At 44.3% G+C, this 17,530-nt stretch carries 15 protein-coding genes; all 15 read left to right on the top strand.

Going from position 1 to position 17,530, the window contains the following annotated elements:
* Positions 1 to 11: 11 nt before the first annotated feature.
* The 15 genes from F6J99_RS17885 (at position 12) to F6J99_RS17815 (ending at position 17,430) form a co-directional block, all read left to right on the top strand.
* Entirely contained in the window at positions 12 to 1,403 is a 1,392-nt protein-coding gene (locus F6J99_RS17885) for an NAD-dependent malic enzyme (RefSeq protein ID WP_293114075.1), read from the top strand.
* A gap of 85 nt (positions 1,404 to 1,488) precedes the next feature.
* The gene (locus F6J99_RS17880) at positions 1,489 to 1,818 is read left to right on the top strand and encodes a YbjQ family protein (RefSeq protein ID WP_070395895.1); all 330 of its coding nucleotides are present in this window, start codon (positions 1,489 to 1,491) and stop codon (positions 1,816 to 1,818) included.
* Between the two features lie 129 nt (positions 1,819 to 1,947).
* The gene (locus F6J99_RS17875) at positions 1,948 to 2,481 is read left to right on the top strand and encodes a peroxiredoxin (RefSeq protein WP_070395894.1); all 534 of its coding nucleotides are present in this window, start codon (positions 1,948 to 1,950) and stop codon (positions 2,479 to 2,481) included.
* A 230-nt stretch (positions 2,482 to 2,711) separates the two neighbouring features.
* Positions 2,712 to 4,058 carry a glutathione-disulfide reductase gene (gene gor, locus F6J99_RS17870; RefSeq protein WP_293114074.1) on the top strand — a complete coding sequence of 449 codons (1,347 nt, stop codon included), beginning with the start codon at positions 2,712 to 2,714 and terminating at the stop codon, positions 4,056 to 4,058.
* A gap of 300 nt (positions 4,059 to 4,358) precedes the next feature.
* Positions 4,359 to 5,873 (top strand): hypothetical protein, encoded by a 1,515-nt coding sequence (locus tag F6J99_RS17865; RefSeq protein WP_293114073.1) that lies wholly within the window; start codon positions 4,359 to 4,361, stop codon positions 5,871 to 5,873.
* A gap of 404 nt (positions 5,874 to 6,277) precedes the next feature.
* Positions 6,278 to 6,436, top strand: a complete 159-nt coding sequence (locus tag F6J99_RS17860; RefSeq protein ID WP_293114072.1) for a hypothetical protein — start codon at positions 6,278 to 6,280, stop codon at positions 6,434 to 6,436.
* A gap of 771 nt (positions 6,437 to 7,207) precedes the next feature.
* On the top strand, positions 7,208 to 7,669 hold the full coding sequence (gene rimP / locus F6J99_RS17855) for a ribosome maturation factor RimP (protein ID WP_070395891.1): 462 nt from the start codon (positions 7,208 to 7,210) through the stop codon (positions 7,667 to 7,669).
* A gap of 171 nt (positions 7,670 to 7,840) precedes the next feature.
* Complete coding sequence (gene nusA, locus F6J99_RS17850) at positions 7,841 to 9,130, top strand: transcription termination factor NusA (RefSeq protein WP_293114071.1); 1,290 nt, start codon at positions 7,841 to 7,843, stop codon at positions 9,128 to 9,130.
* A gap of 809 nt (positions 9,131 to 9,939) precedes the next feature.
* The gene (locus F6J99_RS17845) at positions 9,940 to 10,215 is read left to right on the top strand and encodes a YlxR family protein (protein ID WP_293114070.1); all 276 of its coding nucleotides are present in this window, start codon (positions 9,940 to 9,942) and stop codon (positions 10,213 to 10,215) included.
* Between the two features lie 420 nt (positions 10,216 to 10,635).
* The gene (infB, locus tag F6J99_RS17840) at positions 10,636 to 13,917 is read left to right on the top strand and encodes a translation initiation factor IF-2 (protein ID WP_293114069.1); all 3,282 of its coding nucleotides are present in this window, start codon (positions 10,636 to 10,638) and stop codon (positions 13,915 to 13,917) included.
* A gap of 309 nt (positions 13,918 to 14,226) precedes the next feature.
* Complete coding sequence (locus tag F6J99_RS17835) at positions 14,227 to 14,430, top strand: hypothetical protein (RefSeq protein WP_293114068.1); 204 nt, start codon at positions 14,227 to 14,229, stop codon at positions 14,428 to 14,430.
* A 337-nt stretch (positions 14,431 to 14,767) separates the two neighbouring features.
* Positions 14,768 to 15,175, top strand: a complete 408-nt coding sequence (gene gcvH / locus F6J99_RS17830; protein WP_293114067.1) for a glycine cleavage system protein GcvH — start codon at positions 14,768 to 14,770, stop codon at positions 15,173 to 15,175.
* Positions 15,176 to 15,178: 3 nt separating this feature from the next.
* Positions 15,179 to 15,352 carry a hypothetical protein gene (locus F6J99_RS17825; protein ID WP_293114066.1) on the top strand — a complete coding sequence of 58 codons (174 nt, stop codon included), beginning with the start codon at positions 15,179 to 15,181 and terminating at the stop codon, positions 15,350 to 15,352.
* A 799-nt stretch (positions 15,353 to 16,151) separates the two neighbouring features.
* Positions 16,152 to 17,036, top strand: a complete 885-nt coding sequence (locus F6J99_RS17820) for a transposase (RefSeq protein WP_293114065.1) — start codon at positions 16,152 to 16,154, stop codon at positions 17,034 to 17,036.
* Positions 17,037 to 17,109: 73 nt separating this feature from the next.
* On the top strand, positions 17,110 to 17,430 hold the full coding sequence (locus tag F6J99_RS17815) for a transposase (RefSeq protein ID WP_293114064.1): 321 nt from the start codon (positions 17,110 to 17,112) through the stop codon (positions 17,428 to 17,430).
* Positions 17,431 to 17,530 lie beyond the last annotated feature (100 nt).

Below are 17,530 nucleotides of genomic sequence, written 5' to 3'. Positions count from 1 at the left end.
GATCATACAGCATGGTAGACCTGACCCCAAATCCTAGTTTCAGTTTGACTATTTGCTTAACATACCCCAACCGTGCCGGGATGTTAGCCAGCGTAACTCAAGCGATCGCATCTGTTGGCGGTCAATTGGGAGAAATTATGGTGGTGGAGAAAACTCGGAAAATTGCTACTCGTGAGATTACCGTAGATGCAGCTAGCAGTGAACACGCTGAACAGATTGTACAAGCGGTGTCAGAAGTTCCCGATGTCCAAATCCTAAATGTCTATGACCGCACCTTCAACCTCCATCGCGGTGGCAAAATCAGTGTCAACAGCAAAATCCCCCTCAAGCATCAATCTGAATTGGCTATGGCTTACACTCCTGGTGTAGGTCGGATTTGTAAAGCGATCGCATCTGACCCAGAACAGGTCTACTCCTTTACCATTAAAAGCAACATGGTTGCTGTGGTCACCGATGGCAGTGCAGTGTTGGGGTTGGGTAACTTAGGGCCAGAAGCCGCTTTGCCAGTGATGGAAGGTAAAGCAATGCTGTTCAAAGAATTTGCTGGTATTGATGCTTTTCCTATCTGCCTAGCTACCCAAGATACGGATCAGATCGTGGAAACCGTTAAAACTATCGCGCCGGTTTTTGGTGGTATTAACTTAGAAGATATTAGTGCTCCCCGTTGCTTTGATATTGAAGCCAGACTCCGGCAGGAATTAGATATTCCAGTCTTTCACGATGACCAGAACGGTACGGCTATTGTCACCCTTGCTGCCTTGACCAATGCCCTGAAGCTAGTCAAGAAATCCCTAGAAGATGTAAGAATTGTTATTAATGGAGCTGGCGCTGCCGGTATGGCAGTTGCCCGGTTACTCCGTAAAGCTGGTGCAGGTGTAATTTGGATATGCGACTCCCAAGGCATTATTTCCACTAAACGCCCTAACTTGACTGAGCAAAAGCAAGAATTTGCTGTGGATGCTTCGGGTACTCTGGCTGGTGCCATTGGTAATGCCGATGTATTTATTGGGGTGAGTGTACCTGGGGTTCTAACCCCAGACATGGTTAGGTCGATGGCAAATAAGCCCATTGTCATGGCTATGGCTAATCCTATCCCGGAAATTCAGCCAGAATTGGTAGTAGATGATGTAGCAGTAATGGCTACAGGTCGTAGTGACTATCCCAATCAGATTAATAATGTTCTGGCTTTTCCAGGGGTTTTTCGTGGCGCTATAGATTGTCGGGCGTCAACCATTACCGTGAATATGTGTCTCGAAGCAGCTTTTGCGATCGCATCCCTGATTAATCCCAGTGATTTAGATCGAGAACATATCATTCCCTCTGTCTTTGATGAGCGAGTCGCTCCTGCGGTTGCTGCTGCGGTGCAAAGGGCAGCACGTCAGGATGGTGTAGCATACCATTAAGTACTTGTATTTCGATAATTTCATGATTGAGCTCTAGAAATTAGCTATTCTGGTCGCATTTGATCCATTTTTTGAGGCAGGACTGATGATTGTAACCACTACTGATGTTATTCAAGGTGCGATTGTTGAAGAGTATTTAGGCATTGTCACTGCTGAGGTAGTTTACGGCACCAATGCACTGCGGGATTTCTTTGCCGGTATTCGAGATTTAATAGGGGGACGTACTGGCAGTTATGAAAAAGTCTTTGAAAAAGGACACCAAGAAGCCCTCCAAGAATTAAAACAACGTGCCTCACAACTAGGAGCAGATGCTGTGATTGGCATTGCTATGGATACTGGCACAATTAACGTTGATGAAAAGGGGGTGCTGCTACTGATTACTGCAACTGGCACAGCCATCAAAATCAAGAATTAAGGGGTGCTTGACAGTTGACGGGTACCCGTCAACTGTGGTTTAACTAAATATGCTAAATTTCCTTGACAACTCATACTCGTTACGACTACGATTAAAGAGTGACAATCATAAAGGAATGAGTAAGACAACATGGTTATCAATCAAGTACCCGACGTAGTATTTAAGACCAGAGTCAGAGATGAGTCAGTTGCTGGACCCAATCCCTTCCGCTGGCAAGACCGCACTACACAGGAAATTTTTGGCGGTAAGCGTATCGTGCTATTTTCCCTTCCTGGTGCCTTCACACCCACCTGTTCATCAACCCACTTACCCCGCTATGAAGAACTCTTTGATGAGATCAAAGCACAAGGGGTTGATCAAGTGATCTGCTTATCGGTCAACGATGCCTTCGTGATGTTCCAGTGGGGCAAACAGCAAGGGGTTCAGAATATCTTCTTGCTACCCGATGGTAATGGGGAATTCACCCGCAAAATGGGGATGTTGGTAGAAAAAGATAATCTCGGTTTTGGTATGCGTTCTTGGCGTTACTCTATGGTGGTAGATGACGGCAAGATTGAAAAAATGTTTGTAGAACCAGGCTATGAAGATAACTGCCCTACTGATCCCTTCGAGGTCTCAGATGCAGATACAATGCTCAACTACTTGAAATCAGCTAAAAAGTAACATCCCTCCGACCTTACTTAAGGCTTTATCAGTAGAGGCGTTACCTGCAATGCCTCTACTGTTTTCAGTTTGGTGCATAAGTCCTGATAATCGTGGATTTACTTGAGAGTTAAACAAAAATTATTATTTTGGGGGATCAGTAAAATTTTCCCTCCGAACGCCTATTGCGTTTATCTAGATAATATAAGTAATCTTTCCACGGAATAGTAATTCAGAAGTTTGGGGGAGTCATGAGCTACGATTTTGATTTATTCGTTATTGGTGCAGGTTCCGGAGGAATTGCTACAGCTAGACGAGCTGCCGAATATGGGGCAAAAGTAGGCATTGCAGAATTTGACCGTTTAGGTGGAACTTGCGTAAATCGTGGCTGCATTCCTAAGAAGCTGATGGTTTATGCCTCCCATTTTCCTGATCAATTTGAAGAGGCACAGGGATATGGCTGGAGTAAGGTACACAGTACCCTCGACTGGACAACAATGATCACAGCAGTCAATCAGGAAACAGAACGCCTCAATGGCATTTACCAACGTATGTTGGATAACTCCAAGGTAGAACTGTTTCAGGGTTATGCTAAGTTCGTGGATTCCCACACCATAGAAATTGGCGGACGCAAAGTAACTGCCCAGAAAATCTTGATTGCAGTAGGAGGACATCCAGTCAAGCCCGATATTCCCGGAATTGAAAACGCGATTACCTCTGATGATATCTTCCACCTCAAGGAACAACCGAAGCGGATCGTGATTCTTGGGGGTGGCTATATTGGTGTCGAGTTTGCCTGTATTCTCAATGGCTTAGGCTCTGAGGTCACCGTGGTTATTCGTCGTGATCAGATTTTACGGGGATTTGATGCGGAAATCGGTTCCGAGATTCAACAAGCGATGGAGAACCATGGGATTCGGGTGTTAAATAACAGTAGGATCATCGCTATTGAAAACACATCAGCCGGTCTGAATGTAACGGTACAAGGACAATCACAAACAACTATAATTGCTGATGCAGTCAGTTTAGCTGCCACAGGTCGTATACCGAATATCCAGAATCTAGGTTTAGAGAATACTGGAGTAGCAATTGAGAACGGTGCGATCGCAGTCGATAAGTACAGTCTTACCACAGAAGACCATATCTTTGCCGTAGGGGATTGTACTAACCGCATGAACTTAACTCCTGTTGCGATTAATGAAGGTCGTGCCTTTGCCGATACCGTATTTGGTGGCAAATCCCGGATCATGAGCTACGAGAATGTCCCAACCGCAATTTTCACCACACCCGAAGCAGCTACTGTTGGTCTAAGTGAGGCCGAAGCACGGGAGAAATATGGGGATGCGGTAAAAGTCTATCGTTCTCGGTTCAGACCGATGTACTATATCCTACCCGGTCGGGATGAAAAAACCCTGATGAAGTTAGTGGTTGACCAAAACACTGACAAAGTCTTGGGTGCTCATATGGTAGGAGACCATGCAGCAGAGATTATCCAAGGAATTGCGATCGCATTGAAAACCGGAGCTACCAAAGCTAACTTTGATGCTACTGTTGGCATTCATCCCAGTTCTGCAGAAGAGTTTGTCACAATGCGCTAAGGGACTCAAAAATTTCAATACAGTTGTAACTAGGGCGTGTGTTCACGCCCTAGTTTCGTACTATAGCGCTTTCACATCAGATGTGAAAATTTATAGCAATTCAATTCACGAATGCCTCTAATAAGGTATTATTGCTAAGTGCTTAAATTCTTTGAGTTCTCAATATCAACACTACTGAATCAGAATAAATCCTAAAAAAGCCCCTAGAACTGTATTATCAGGAAGGAATGGCTGCGCCAAGAAACTCAATACATCTGAGTTAAACATCAGCATCTAGTGGTAGAAAGCCCAAGTTTCCCCATGTCATCTTTACAAAAATTAGAAAAATTCGTCAAAATACCTAATAAAGTTAAAACCCGCCGCATTCTTTGGTTTGAACGATTAATGGCGATCATCGCCTTGATTAATCTGCTTTTAGTGTTCTTTGACCTCAGCTATATCCCCTTAAGGGATTTCTGGCTACATCAGAAAATTCAGGTATTTAGCTTTAGCATTGGTCCGATCAAATCCAAAGGCTTTCCACTCTCGATTCCCATTCCTGATATCACTCCATTATACGACGAATTTAAAGGTATTGAAGACAACCGAGATACTAAAAAATATTTGGACAAAGTTGATCAACTGGAAAAGCAGATTAACAAGATAGGATTATCTTCTATAGAAGACTCTATAGAAGTAGAAAAAAAACTTAAGGAGCTGCGCAAACTTAGCTTAGAAATGATTGATACTAATCCTTTTCAAGTAGCCAATAAAACTGGAAACTTGGAAAAGCTGAAAAATAAGATGCGTAAGCATATACAAAATCCTGATAAGTCAGCAAAAGAGTCATTTGAGGAGTTCTGGACTCAAAAGTACTTAGCAAGCCATAGTCAAGAGGAAGGTTTGGGATTTTTTAACACCGATATTAAACCCTTAATAGAAACTAACTATTACCGTCCCATTGGAGAAAATGGCGAATTCGTAGACCTATTCGGACTAATTGACTTCCCATTTTTTATCTTATTTGGTACAGAGTTTTTGGCTCGTACCTGGTTAATCAGTCGTCGTCATTCTGGACTCAAGTGGCAAAATGCCATGCTGTGGCGCTGGTATGACATATTTTTGCTAATACCCTTATGGCGGTGGTTACGAATTATTCCCGTTACCATTCGTTTAGGTCAAGCTAAATTAATAGACCTGAGTGTAATTACCAGAGAAATCCGCTCGGGATTTGTTGCCAGTATTGCTCAAGAGATGACGGAAGTGGTCGTCATTCAAATTATTAACGAAGTTCAGGGCTCCATTAGCCGGGGTGAAATTACCAAATGGTTGTCTCAACAGGAAGTCCGCCCCTACATTGACCTTAATGACACTGATGAAGTGTCAGAACTCACCACCATCATGATAAAGATGACAGTTGATCAAGTGTTACCCAAAATCCGCCCTGATCTAGAGGCTCTCATGAAACACTATCTGGACATGAGCCTTCAACAGTCCACACTTTATCAGGGACTTCAGAATGTACCAGGACTGGGAGAATTCCAGAAGCAGCTAACAGAGGAATTGGTCAAAAACATTTTTCAGGCACTCTATGATGGGATTAATACTCTGATACAAGAAGACCCAGTTGCCGACGAACTCCTGCAACACCTACTCAAAAATTTAAGGGAAGTCTTAGGGGCAGAAATTAAGACCAAGGATAGATTACAGGAGATTCAGTATTTGATCACAGCTTGGTTAGAGGAATTCAAAATAAATTATGTCCGGCGCTTATCTGAAGAAGACTTAGATAAAATTTTAGATGAAACTAGAGAAATCCATCAAAGATTTCAGTAATAGTACTATAGAGTTTTTTAATTGGGTTAGGTACTTTCGTACTAGGTTTTATGGAACAGGCAACAGCGGCTTATCGGAACAGGTAAAAGAGAATAGGTAATAATTAATATAAAAAAAATATTTGTAGATTATAGCTATTAAAAACACTTTAATAAAATAAAGTGACTCCTAGTAAACTATTGCTTAACTATTATTATCATCTATTGACAGCTGATTGCTGATAGCTTAATGCTTGATTTTAGAATAACATATGCATGATAAAAAACATAAAAAAAATTTTTTTATTGTAAATTTTGAAATAAACTCATAAAGTTTGACCCAATAATGCCCATAAGCTAAAATACTTTTTGGTCAACAAAAATCAAGTTGACTTCTAGGGTCACCTTGCTCTGAGGAAAAGGGCTGTGAAGTGGGAAAGTGCCAACGCACCAGACACCAAGCAGGGATTAGACGTCAAAACTCCCCATGTTCAAGTTTTGATCAGGCAAGCATTTGAGCTGCTAATTGCGTTAGCTTCCGGCAAAAGAATCCCCACATCTCAATGCTACGCCATGAGTGTTTAAAGTTACCGTAAGGATAGGGTCGCCTTTATGGTTAGGAGGCTTGGCTGAAAAGGGTTAAAACTTTGCCGATTTTGGCTCCACTAACAATCAGGTTTCGTCTCCAGGGATTAATTTTGCACAGGGTATGCATGGAATTGCTATAATATGCGTACTGATAAACAAAGCCGTTCGCGTAGCGTGGCCTATGGCCTTAAATGCTGGTTTGTCAGCACAACAGTTTTAAAAAAAAGACCAAGAAAACAGAGCGGCAGCGATGCCTCAGGTGCGACCCATGGCGAATTTAATTCGCCTAGGTCAAGCTCACCTAAGCGGTCTTGGGGAGGCAGCGCGGTCTTGGGGAGGCAGCGCGGTCTTGGGGGTTTCCCCCATGAGCGACTGCCGTTCCCCCAGCGACTGCCGTGGTTTCCCCCACTCGCGCTTTGCATCAAGAGAGGGCAGTCCGTTCTTAAAGCCCAGCGCCTCCGCGCGCAATAGCTGGATTGGCGCTTGTTGCCTACACTGAACTCAACGAGTCAGTGTGGGAGCTGTCACACTCAAACATAGCAACGGCAAGCTGGTAACTCCTAATCAATGATTCTACGGGAAGTTTCCGGTTTGTCCTAGGGTTTAGAGTCTTCGAGCCCATGACCTTGTGAACAATAGCTCAGGACCAGTAACTAGAGATTGGGCTTGTGCTAACTAGATGTCCATAAGCTTTTGGGCGGTTAGACTTCTTGGAAAAGAATTTGCCATGAAGTGGGTTGACCCCACTTTTTTTATTGGATTGGTGCCATGACTCATCCCCTGATTCCACAACTAATCGATTTAGCCACGCCATTGGCTCAAGATTTAGGATTAGAGATTGTAGAGGCTCTCTTCCAGACCAACAGACGCCCACCCGTGCTGCGTGTCTATATCCGCAATCCCATTCGTGACACTAGCTTGGATGACTGTGAACGCATGAGTCGTGCTTTAGAAGCTCAGTTAGATGCTAAGGACATCATTTTAGACACCTACGTTTTGGAAATTTCCAGTCCTGGGATCACACAGGACTTAAGCACAGACCGAGAATTCATTTCTTTCAAAGGGTTTGGTGTGATTGTTCAGACATCTGAACCTTATCAGGGGCAGCAAGAGTGGCGTGGGCAGTTAATTCGCCGGGATGAGAGCGGAGTTTATCTCAATCTCAAGGGTCGCGCGTTTGCCATTCCCCGTCAGCTCGTGTCCAGAGTAAAACTCGATGATGGGGGTTAAATTTTGCTTGAAGGTTGGTAGGGGGGCAGTACTTGTAAATACAATGGCTCGACTATAGATATACAAGTGCTTCTGCCCTAGAAGCTTCAAGATTGAGGATTGAAGTTTAACTTGATTTACTTTAAATCCCAACACAATTGCCATGGATAGATTTAAGACGGAGATTTGCTGATGTCAATAGTTAGTTTGCCTGGACTTAAGGCAATGATAGAAGAAATTAGTCAAAGCCACAATATACCTAAGTCTGCAGTTCAACAGGCATTAAGAGAAGCACTGCTAAAAGGCTATGAGCGCTATCGCCGTTCTCAACGGCTAGACCAACGATTTCATTTTGACGAAGAATATTTTGACAACTTTGAAGTCGATCTTGATATTGAAGAAGAAGGCTTCCGCGTTTTGTCTACCAAAACCATTGTCGAAGAGGTACAAAATAGTGACCATCAAATTTCTCTCAAAGAAGTCCAGGAAGTTGCCTCTGAAGCACAATTGGGAGATTCAGTGGTTTTGGATGTGACTCCAGACCAAGGAGAGTTTGGTCGCATGGCAGCGATTCAAACCAAGCAGGTGCTATCTCAAAAACTCCGAGACCAACAGCGTAAGCTGATTAAGGAAGAGTTCCAAGACCTAGAAGGAACTGTTCTGCAATCTCGATCACTACGGTTTGAGCAGCAGTCTGTTATTATGGCACTCAGCAGCGGTTTTGGTCGGCCAGAGGTAGAAGCTGAACTGCCCAAACGGGAACAGCTCCCCAATGATAACTATCGCATTAACTCCACCTTTAAGGTTTATCTCAAAAAAGTCCGGGAAGGCCCTCACCGTGGTCCTCAGCTGGTGGTATCCAGAGCGGCGGCTGGTTTAGTGGTCTATCTGTTTGCCAACGAAGTCCCAGAAATAGAAGATGAGGTGGTAAGGATTGTTGCAGTGGCACGGGAAGCTAATCCTCCTTCTCGTCATGTCGGACCAAGGACTAAAATTGCTGTAGATACCCTGGAGCGAGATGTAGATCCGGTGGGAGCTTGCATTGGTGCTAGAGGTTCCCGCATTCAAGTGGTGGTGAATGAACTACGAGGTGAAAAAATCGACGTAATTCGTTGGTCTCCTGACCCATCTACCTATATTGCTAACGCTCTTAGCCCAGCCCAAGTGGATCAAGTGCTACTAGTTAATCCAGAAGAACGTCAAGCCCATGTTTTAGTAGCAGAAGACCAGCTCAGTTTAGCTATAGGCAAAGAGGGACAAAATGTTCGCCTTGCCGCCCGCCTTACAGGCTGGAAGATTGACATTAAAGATGCTGCGGAATACAAAAAAGAGACTACAGACATCTCTAAACAGGATACCCTAGAAGAAGAAGATGTCGATAGCAATGAGTTAAAGGAAGATTACGAAGAAGGAGTAGAAATGCCAGAAAATGTACTGGATCCTGAGCCAGTGCTTGATTTGAGTGCTCAAGAAGAAGAATAAGGAGTTTTAGGGGTTCACCCTGAGGTGAGGAAAGTTTGGCCAAGGTTGAGACTGGTTATGGTATAAAATAACACACCTAAGCTTGTCGGTTTAGAATGGTAGTGGGGTGCGCGGTATCAGCTGTGGTCAAGAATTGTTTGACAGTTTTCTTCCAAACCAATGACTTATTCAATCCTTCCACTTCTGCGCTCGTTAGTCTACCCCCCCCTACTTCAGGTGGGTGTGGTGATTTTCTTCTTGTGTTAGTCATCCGAGTCTCAAGGGTGTGAGTATCTCTACTACTATAGTTTTTCATTTTCTGCTCACACCACCGGGCACGCCCATACCAGTTTTACCGGCGTTGCTGAATCAAGGAATGAATGCGCGACATTTGGTTTTGGTCAAGCCCCCGTTGGTCCCCCAAATTTGATACTGCTGGCGAATTTAACATTTAGTAATATCAGCCTGAAGACAGCAGTCTTTATAGCCCCCCAACCCCCAATTCTGGGGGAGCATGAACTTAAAGTTACCCATCTGCTACTCTTGTGTAAACAAATATTAATTTCGCCAACGGTATCAAATTTGGGGGACGCAAGAAAGTCTTGTTCCCCCCAAGCGAGCAATCCCTCGCTTGGGGGGCTAGGGGGGCAAAACCATACCCAGAATCAGCAACGCCGTTTTACCGGCCTCTGGCATGGATTTTTGGTTTCATTGGGTAACTCAATCAGATAAACAGGGCGTTTGCCCAATCGCAAACGCCCAACAAGCCTCCATCTACCGTACCCTTTAAAGAAGGAGGACTTTTGAGATTTTCCAAACTGAAAACCCTTATGAAACCCAACTATCGACGTTGTCTTAGCTGCCGGAAAGTAGCACCAAAACAGGAGTTTTGGCGTATTGTCCGAGTCTATCCGTCACGAAAGGTACAATTAGATCAGGGTATGGGTCGTTCAGCTTACTTATGTCCTCAACTGAGTTGCCTAGCGGCGGCTCAAAAGAAAAACCGACTGGGGCGATCACTGCGTGCATCGGTGCCAAAAAATCTGTACGAAACTTTATGGCAGCGTTTAGCTACCATGCCAAGCCAACCAAATTTAGGTGATTAAAGGGTGAATCTAGCTGCACAAGCTTCCATGTATGTTCGTCCGGTGAACATAAGTAATCGTTAGGATACAAAGGAAGTCATTAGTTCTATTGATGCTCTGGTTTCACAAGGGAGGTGAATTTACTTCGATTATACGCTAGCTACCTTTAAAGGCATACGCGCTGATTAGGCGGTTTAACCGAACCGTCAATGTAGAATGCTGCTTGGCTTTTTTCACAGGAAAGAAGCACGCGATAATAGATAAACTTATCAAACTACCGTTGAGGTGAACACACCAACGAAAAAGCATGGATGGTTGATTATCTGTTGAGCATCGCTTATCTTATCGTTTAAGCTTTCCAATAAAGCTTGATCAAGTAAAAAGTCATTCGAGTAGTTGAGTATGGTTTAACAACACGTAGGTACGACAGGGGAATAGTGCATGAACAGCGGCAAAGTCAGAATTTACGAATTATCACGGGAATTGAATTTGGACAACAAGGAAATTTTGAGCATCTGTGAAGGACTCAATATTGCAGTTAAAAGTCACAGTAGCACGATTACAGAATCGGATGCCCAACGGATTCGCACGACAGCCGAAAAATATTCTGACCAACTAGCAGCTGTAAGCAATACCGAAGGTGAGTCATCGGCAAATAAAGGTTCTAAGTTAAGCTCTGGTAAATTAATTCGACCTCCCAAAGGGGAGCGGAAGCAGCAAATTGTCGAGCTCCGTAAGCACAAACGCAGTTCTGGGAATACTTCTAGCCAGAGAACTAATCAAATGGCAATCCCACCCCAACCTCCCATCAAGCCGACTACTGCTATACCCCCCCGTCAGCCTAGCACTCTCAATCGACCTAAGCAGGTCACTGAAGAGGACACCAAGATTAAGCAGGATACTAAACCCGAACTAGCCGCTAAACCCGAACTAGCCGCTAAACCCGAACTAGCCGCTAAACCTGAACCAGGGGCTAAACCCAAACCAGAGGCTAAATCTGAACCAGGGGCTAAACCCAAACCAGAGGCTAAACCCGAACCAGCGGCTAAACCTGAACCAGGGGCTAAACCCAAACCAGAGGCTAAAGCTGAATCAGCGGCTAAACCCGAACTAGCCGCTAAACCCGAACTAGCCGCTAAACCCGAACTAGCCGCTAAACCAGTCCAGAAGGTGTCACAGGATAGTACTGCCTCACCTAAGGTTACAGAAAAACCAAAATTAACTGGACCGCCTGTAAGACTATCACAAGCAAAAACTCAGCCTTCTAAGGTTGAGCGACCGATCAAATCAAACCAAAAGGGTTCTTCGGGTTCAAAGTCAGTAAAGAGTCCAACTCCTAACAAATCCCCTGTTATCAATAAGCAGTCCACCCCTTCGGAAACATCACCACCAAAACGTTCTAGTTCACCAAGGCCGACCATTCCTGAACTCCAGCGACCTCCAAAAAGAACCAAGCCAGGTCTTGACAAGGACAATTCTCAAGTAGCAGCAATGGATGCTGACTCAACGGGTCTGACAGAATCTGATCAAGACACCAACACCTTAGTCAATGAATCTGAGGAAATGCTCAAGGAGGTCAAGCTCTGGCGACCATCTGTCCCCCGACCTGCTAAGAAGAAAGAGTGGCAGGCAGAAAATGGGGAAGAAGAAGACAAAGTCCAGAAGGGTAAATCCGCCAAACTCAAGCGGCGACCTAAAATGATTCTGGATGATGAAGATGATCTCGAAACAGGATCAGATCAAAACGATAACAAAATCGATGGTTCATTTTCAGTTAGTCTTTCTCTGGCTCGTCCTCCCAAACCAAAGTCTCTGCAAAAACAGCAAACCCAACCAACTACTGCGAGTGTTAGCCACAGGAAGAAGCCTTCTAAAACCAGTAGTAGCAACAAGTCGGATCATCGCGATCGCCGTCGTACACAGAAAACTCAGCCCAAACGCCCAGAACAAATTGTTTTGAGAGACTCACTCACCATTAGAGACCTGGCTAATGAACTGGCTATTGCAGAAACTGACATTGTTAAAATGCTCTTCTTCAAAGGCATAGCTGTGAGTGTTACCCAAACTTTGGATGTTCCTACCGCCACAATGGTAGCTGAGGAAGTGGGGGTAAAAGTCGAGATGGAAGAAGAAGCCTCTGCTGCGACTAAGGTGGAAATGCTGGATGTCCAAGACCTGGAAAACCTCGAGCGGCGTCCACCTGTGGTTACAATTATGGGTCATGTTGACCACGGTAAAACGACTCTACTCGATGCCATTCGTGAAGCAAAAGTGGCTCAAGGAGAAGCCGGTGGAATTACCCAGCATATTGGCGCATACCACGTAGATGTTGAGCATGAGGATAAAATGCAGCAGGTTGTCTTCTTAGACACCCCCGGTCACGAAGCCTTTACAGCCATGCGGGCAAGGGGAACAAAAGTAACTGATATCGCTGTGCTAGTAGTAGCGGCTGATGATGGGGTGCAACCTCAGACCCTTGAAGCCATTAGTCATGCTAGAGCTGCTGAAGTTCCACTCGTGGTTGCTATTAACAAAATTGATAAAGCTGGAGCTCAACCTGATCGGGTTAAGCAAGAATTATCAGAACGGGGCTTGGTCCCAGAAGAATGGGGTGGTGAAACGATCATGGTACCAGTGAGTGCTATCCAAAGGGAAAACTTGGATTCACTGCTGGAGATGATTCTATTGGTCTCAGAGCTAGAAGAACTCTCTGCTAATCCGGATCGACCAGCAAAAGGTACAGTGATTGAAGCTCACCTAGATAAAGCCAGAGGTCCTGTTGCCACCTTCTTAGTGCAAAACGGTACTTTGCGGATCGGTGATAGCTTGGTTGTTGGTTCAGTTTTCGGTAAGGTCAGAGCCATGCTTGATGACCGAGGACAGCGAGTCGAACAAGCTAGTCCCTCCTTTGCTGTGGAAGTCCTTGGCTTGAGTGATGTTCCAGCTGCTGGTGATGAGTTTGAAGTCTTTGAGAGTGAAAAAGAAGCCCGGGCAGTTGCTGGTGAAAGGGCTCAACAGCAACGTCAATCTCGCCTGCAAACTCGCATGAAATCACGGCGAGTTACCCTCACTGAATTATCAGCCCAGGCTCAAGAAGGTGAACTCAAAGAACTCAACTTGATTTTGAAGGCAGACGTTCAAGGCTCGGTGGAAGCTATTCTGGGATCCCTCGAACAGCTGCCCCAAAATGAAGTGCAAATTCGAGTTCTACTGGCTGCCCCTGGGGAAGTCACCGAAACGGATGTGGACTTAGCGGCTGCTAGTGGTGCAGTTATTGTTGGCTTTAACACTACCTTAGCTCCTGGTGCTCGACCAGCAGCTGAACAGGAAGGGGTAGATGTGCGGGAATACAACATCATCTACAAACTCCTGGATGATGTTCAAGGTGCTATGGAAGGTCTGTTAGAGCCAGAAGAGGTAGAAGAACCATTGGGTGAAGTAGAAGTTCGAGCTGTCTTCCCAGTGGGTCGTGGTGCCGTTGCGGGTTGCTATGTACTCTCAGGCAAAGCCGTGAGAAATTGCCGTTTACGAGTGCGGCGTGGTGGCAAAGTTATCTACGAAGGAGTTTTGGATTCCCTCAAGCGTGTTAAGGATGATGTCAAGGAAGTCAATGCTGGCTACGAATGTGGTATGGGTGTTGATAAATTCAACGACTGGGCGGAAAAAGATATCATTGAAACCTATCAGATGGTAACCAAGCGACGCACTCTCTCCCTGAAGTAGGGCTGAGGGTTGTTCTTGTCCAGGCATCCATTGCCGGGTAGGTTGTTTTGTTTAAGGTTGAAGGTTAAAGGTTATTGAGACGAGTTGCTTTGTGGCAAGCTTGCAATTGTCAAGGTTCCATCCAAAGCAACTTTTAACCTGTTAACCGATAACCTCTAACCCTAACCCTGCCAAATTTTAAGGATTCAATGTCGCTAAAAGCACAATCCTAAAAAAGCAGATAGGATAGTGTACAGGTAAGCTTAATAGTTTAGCACTTAAGCATTACTCAACTAGATTGATCTGTATTAAATCTTCGCGTGTGTGCATATGGCAAGCTTCGTTACATCCGAATCCGGACAATTAAACCACGACACTCAAGTTTGGAACAGTCTCAAACAAGCAATAGCCGCTAGTTCAGGATTTCAACGCTGGCAAATGGAACATCCCTTGGGTGAAGAATTTCAGGATTATAGTCTTGATAGCCGAGTGCGTCGTTACTTACGTGAAACTCTAGAAATGCTTGCCTACTGAACTCCCAGATAGGACTTGCTCCTATCTGGCCTGATTTATTGTGATTTTAATTTATGAGTGCTTTGTGGCAGAAACGGGCAAAGCAATAGATAAGCTGGCTTAAAATTATTTCTTTTCTTCTTCCAAAAGGAAAAATATCATAAAATCCAAATTAGCAAATGAGTAGTGCTATTTCACTGGTGGCATTTTAAAGATTTAGGTAGGTAGAAGTCAACCATTACTGCATCACTACCTTTTACCGTTTCCTGTCAACGGTCAACGGTCAATGGTCAAAGGCGGCTGGACGAAAGACAAATGAGGAAGGATAATTAGCATTGCTGCTGATTTAGGAGTTGACATGGCCTTTGAATATCCTGATGACCTGAAATACCTTGATAGCCACGAATATGTGCGGCTTGATGGCGAAATTGCCACTATTGGTATTACCGCCTTTGCCATTGACCAACTGGGTGACTTAGTTCTTCTGGAACTCCCAGACATTGACGACACCATCGAGAAGGGTAACAAAGAAAATGACGAAAGCTTTGGTACCATTGAATCGGTCAAGGCCGTTTCGGATCTATATTCACCGGTATCGGGTACGGTGGTAGAACGAAATGAGGATATGATCGAGGCTCCTGAACAGATTGCAGAAGACCCCTATGGTGAAGGCTGGTTAATTAAAGTGCGGCTGAATGACCCTGATAACCCACTGGAGGGTGTCCTTTCTGCTGAGGAGTACCGTGCCCAAGTCGAGGCAGAGTAGACTATGACACTCCCCGCCCTGGAAGGACGGGGATTCTTGCTTGGCCTTTGGCCACGCTACGCGAACAATGGGGTGACTTGTTTAACCAGGCCGGAGCCAGGAAAAATAGAGGTCGCCTCGACCCAAGCGTATTTGGTTTATAACCTAGGTTTCGGTGTGCCGGAAACGAAACCTTAGAATAGTGGAGCCTTAATCAAAAAGGTTAAAACTTTTTACTCATAGCCGACTAACTATAAAGGCTCCACTATTCTTACGGTAACTTCTAACCCCACCGTACCTAAACTAATCAACAAATTAAGATAAACATTTTTTTAGGGATCTTAGACTTTCATAGACTTCCAAATCGTTAGACTTGATTGTGCAACCTGATTATCTCAAAACAGGTTTTTTACACTGTCTACTTATTTAAGATCATGTTCATCTAGAATACTATTTTTTTGTTATGTCTTTATCTTAGCACAAAGCCGTCCTGGAAGGACGGGGCGCGATTACCCAAATTTTTTGATAACAATCTGATCAGTAGGGTTGTCATAACTGAACCCAGCTGTATAAAGTTGTGTATCTAGAACCAATCTAGCAATACGTCTAGCTTGTCATATGCTAGGTTTTCATAGTGTATATTTAGAACTAAAGTAATTTAGTTCTAAATCGCTTTAGTTATACATCCGGGCTTTGTGTATCTATAGATTTACCAACTTAGGGGGTCACAGCCCTCAAAAGTGACCGAAAGATCTAAGGGCGCAACGCCCCACCGATTCTATCCATGGGGTTAGCCCGCAGGGAATTTATTCCCTAACTGTCCTTAGAACTTTTTTGATAATAAGCACCTACACATAATTAATTGCCTAGTCCCAATCTCTGTAACCCTTACAGTGTAAGGCTTTGATTTTTTAAAAATGTGCAATTAATTTTGTGCACCTGCTTAGATCGACTATAATAGTAATTAAAGCAAGCAGCTCAAGGAGGTGCTTTTAAGGTGTTAGCAATGGAGTTCAAGGCTGTTATTAAAAAAAGCCAAAAAGTAGCCATAGACGAAGCGATTCGGACGGCAAGATTTGTCCGTAACAAGGTTTTACGCTACTGGATGGACAATCGTGGAGTAGGCAAGAAAGAGCTTGATCGCTACAACACCCAACTAAGAGACGAATTCAAGTTTGTTAAAGATTTAAATAGTCAGGCTTGTCAAGCCTCGGTCGAAAACGTAGAAAGGGCAATTAAGCGCTTTTTTGATAACTGCAAAAAGAAAGTCCCAGGCAAGAAAGGTTACCCTCGCTTCAAAAAGCATTCTAGATTCGGCGTAGCCGACGCTGCGCGAACGGTGGAGTACAAGCAATCTGGATGGAAATTGTCCCCGGACAATAAATCCATTAAGTTCACAGATAAGAAAGGTATTGGCAATGTCAAACTCAAAGGTACCTGGGACTTGTGGCGTTTCGACCAAAAACTAATCAAACGAGTTCGCATTGTTCAAAGAACTGATGGCTATTACGTTCAGTTCTGTATCAAAGTAGACAATCACGAACAATTAGAAGCGACTGGTTTTACTATCGGTTTGGACGTTGGATTAAAGGAGTTTTACACAGATTCTGATGGCTACTCCGAACCTAATCCTAGATTCTACAGAACAGGAGAAAAACGTCTAAAATTTTATCAACGCAGAGTTTCTCGAAAAAATAAAGGCTCATCCAATCGTAGAAAAGCTATTAATAAACTAGGTAAGCAGCACCTCAAAATAAGTAGGCAACGTGAAGAACATGCCAAGAGACTGGCTAGAAGTTACCGCAAGAAGAGTGCAGCCTTTATAGTTGGTAGGCTATGCATCAAAGGTGACAGGTTTTGTTGTAAGGCTGCACTCTTCTAAGGTTTCGTCTCCGGCACGTTGCGTAATCCGGTCTAACGACCTGGTCGCCTATGAAGATTTGAGGGTTCGTAATATGGTTAAAAACCACTGTATTGCCAAATCTATTAATGATGCAGGTTGGTATCAATTTCGAGAATGGTTGGAATATTTTGGTCTAAAGTTTGGTAGGATAACTGTTGCAGTGAACCCCGCCTACACGAGTCAAAGTTGTTCCAACTGTGGTGAAGTGGTGAAAAAGTCTCTATCAACTAGAACCCATATTTGTAAATGTGGCTGCCAGTTAGACAGAGACCACAACGCTGCCAAAAACATTTTAACGAGAGCCTTGAGTACGGTGGGGCACACCGGAACTGTTCTCAACGCTTGGGGAGAATGTGCGACTCGTTCCAACTAAGAGCCTTTAGCAAATAAAGGGGTATGAGTTGGGGAAGGATACTAGGGCGGACACCCCAGTAACCAACTAACTGTTCTTTGGATGTGGGTGAAAACCCCAC

This window comes from Moorena sp. SIO4G3, from assembly GCF_010692305.1.
Taxonomy (GTDB): Bacteria; Cyanobacteriota; Cyanobacteriia; order Cyanobacteriales; family Coleofasciculaceae; genus Moorena; species Moorena producens_A.
The sequence above is the reverse complement of the archived record's forward strand: the minus strand, read 5'-3'. Positions and strand labels throughout refer to the sequence as shown.

Bases quoted from the DNA above. Each gene is read 5' to 3' on its own strand.
- infB (WP_293114069.1), top strand. From the start codon at position 10,636: ATGAACAGCGGCAAAGTCAGAATTTACGAATTATCACGGGAATTGAAT.
- F6J99_RS17835 (WP_293114068.1), top strand. From the start codon at position 14,227: ATGGCAAGCTTCGTTACATCCGAATCCGGACAATTAAACCACGACACT.
- F6J99_RS17885 (WP_293114075.1), top strand. From the start codon at position 12: ATGGTAGACCTGACCCCAAATCCTAGTTTCAGTTTGACTATTTGCTTA.
- F6J99_RS17825 (WP_293114066.1), top strand. From the start codon at position 15,179: ATGACACTCCCCGCCCTGGAAGGACGGGGATTCTTGCTTGGCCTTTGG.
- F6J99_RS17865 (WP_293114073.1), top strand. From the start codon at position 4,359: ATGTCATCTTTACAAAAATTAGAAAAATTCGTCAAAATACCTAATAAA.
- F6J99_RS17845 (WP_293114070.1), top strand. From the start codon at position 9,940: ATGAAACCCAACTATCGACGTTGTCTTAGCTGCCGGAAAGTAGCACCA.
- rimP (WP_070395891.1), top strand. From the start codon at position 7,208: ATGACTCATCCCCTGATTCCACAACTAATCGATTTAGCCACGCCATTG.
- F6J99_RS17875 (WP_070395894.1), top strand. From the start codon at position 1,948: ATGGTTATCAATCAAGTACCCGACGTAGTATTTAAGACCAGAGTCAGA.
- nusA (WP_293114071.1), top strand. From the start codon at position 7,841: ATGTCAATAGTTAGTTTGCCTGGACTTAAGGCAATGATAGAAGAAATT.
- gcvH (WP_293114067.1), top strand. From the start codon at position 14,768: ATGGCCTTTGAATATCCTGATGACCTGAAATACCTTGATAGCCACGAA.
- F6J99_RS17815 (WP_293114064.1), top strand. From the start codon at position 17,110: ATGGTTAAAAACCACTGTATTGCCAAATCTATTAATGATGCAGGTTGG.
- gor (WP_293114074.1), top strand. From the start codon at position 2,712: ATGAGCTACGATTTTGATTTATTCGTTATTGGTGCAGGTTCCGGAGGA.
- F6J99_RS17880 (WP_070395895.1), top strand. From the start codon at position 1,489: ATGATTGTAACCACTACTGATGTTATTCAAGGTGCGATTGTTGAAGAG.